Below are 1032 nucleotides of genomic sequence, written 5' to 3'. Positions count from 1 at the left end.
TTTTATTTAAATAAAAATTTAAGCAAAATCATCTATTAATCTCTCCAATCCACCTTATAATATTACCTTTATCATCAATTTCTACTTCTAGATCTTTGTATTTGTTGTAAAATTTAGGAGCTAAGATTTCTTGGAAGTATTTTGTGCCTTTGGGGGTTATTGCTACCCAAAATGTATATCTATCCCAGTATTGTGGCATATTCCAATTAGAATATGCATAATCATCCTTGCTCATATTTGGATATTTTTCTCTAAGATCTATTACATCTCTATAATACGCATCAGTATAAAAGAAATTATCTCTAAAATATATCCAAGCTTGGTATTTATCACCTTGATTGGAAAGTAAATTTTCTTCCTTATCTTGTAAACCGCACATGCCAAATTCTATATAACCTGCCAAGAATAGTTGTCCTATAATATTAATATATTCACTAATATAGGTTGGATTAGCAGAATTATCCTCTATCACATTTTTACTATCAAGCAAATATGCAAAAAACAAGGAATCTAATTCTATAGCACTATCATTTCTAAAATATCCTGTTGATAATTTTAAAATGGTTTCTTCAAAATGTTCTAAAATATCTATTTTTGTAAGATTTGGAATCTGTAAAAAAAGTCCAAATTCTACATAGTAGCGCATTTTTTGATTGGCTTTTATTGTGTTGCAAATTTCTTCAGAAAGCTCTAAAAACATATAACCTTGTAAGTCTGTAAGTACCTTGTATATCATTTTTTTAAATCCCTTATGCTATGTATTTTTATTTGTTCTTCGGGTTTCTTATCAATTTCTACTGCTGAACCGCCAGATTTAGATTTTTGTCTTAATTTTACAATAGTTCCATCGCTCAGTTTTCTTATTTTTATAGCACCTCCAAGTTTATCTTTGTCTATATCTTCTAACATCTCTGCTCTTTCTGTAATATCCTCCCAAATCTCTTTTATTTGCTTATTATCCTTAGCCCAGAAAACATTCTCACTTCTTCCAAGTCTTAATTCTTTAGAAGTCTTAAGATTATATTTATTTCT

At 28.5% G+C, this 1032-nt stretch carries 1 protein-coding gene and 1 pseudogene; both read right to left on the bottom strand.

Going from position 1 to position 1032, the window contains the following annotated elements; all coding sequences use genetic code 11:
* Window positions 1–28: 28 nt before the first annotated feature.
* On the bottom strand, window positions 29–736 hold the full coding sequence (locus ACOTVC_RS08810) for a hypothetical protein (RefSeq protein WP_421628378.1): 708 nt from the start codon (window positions 734–736) through the stop codon (window positions 29–31).
* Window positions 733–1032, bottom strand: a pseudogene (locus ACOTVC_RS08805) (hypothetical protein); the annotation flags it as partial. The pseudogene ACOTVC_RS08805 and the gene ACOTVC_RS08810, both read right to left, overlap by 4 nt.

This window comes from Campylobacter sp. GB48 (assembly GCF_049221845.1).
Lineage (GTDB): Bacteria > Campylobacterota > Campylobacteria > Campylobacterales > Campylobacteraceae > Campylobacter_D > Campylobacter_D lari_C.
Note: the sequence above shows the minus strand (reverse complement) of the source record. Positions and strands in the feature narration are given on the sequence as shown.

Bases quoted from the DNA above. Each gene is read 5' to 3' on its own strand.
- ACOTVC_RS08810 (WP_421628378.1), bottom strand. From the start codon at position 736: ATGATATACAAGGTACTTACAGACTTACAAGGTTATATGTTTTTAGAG.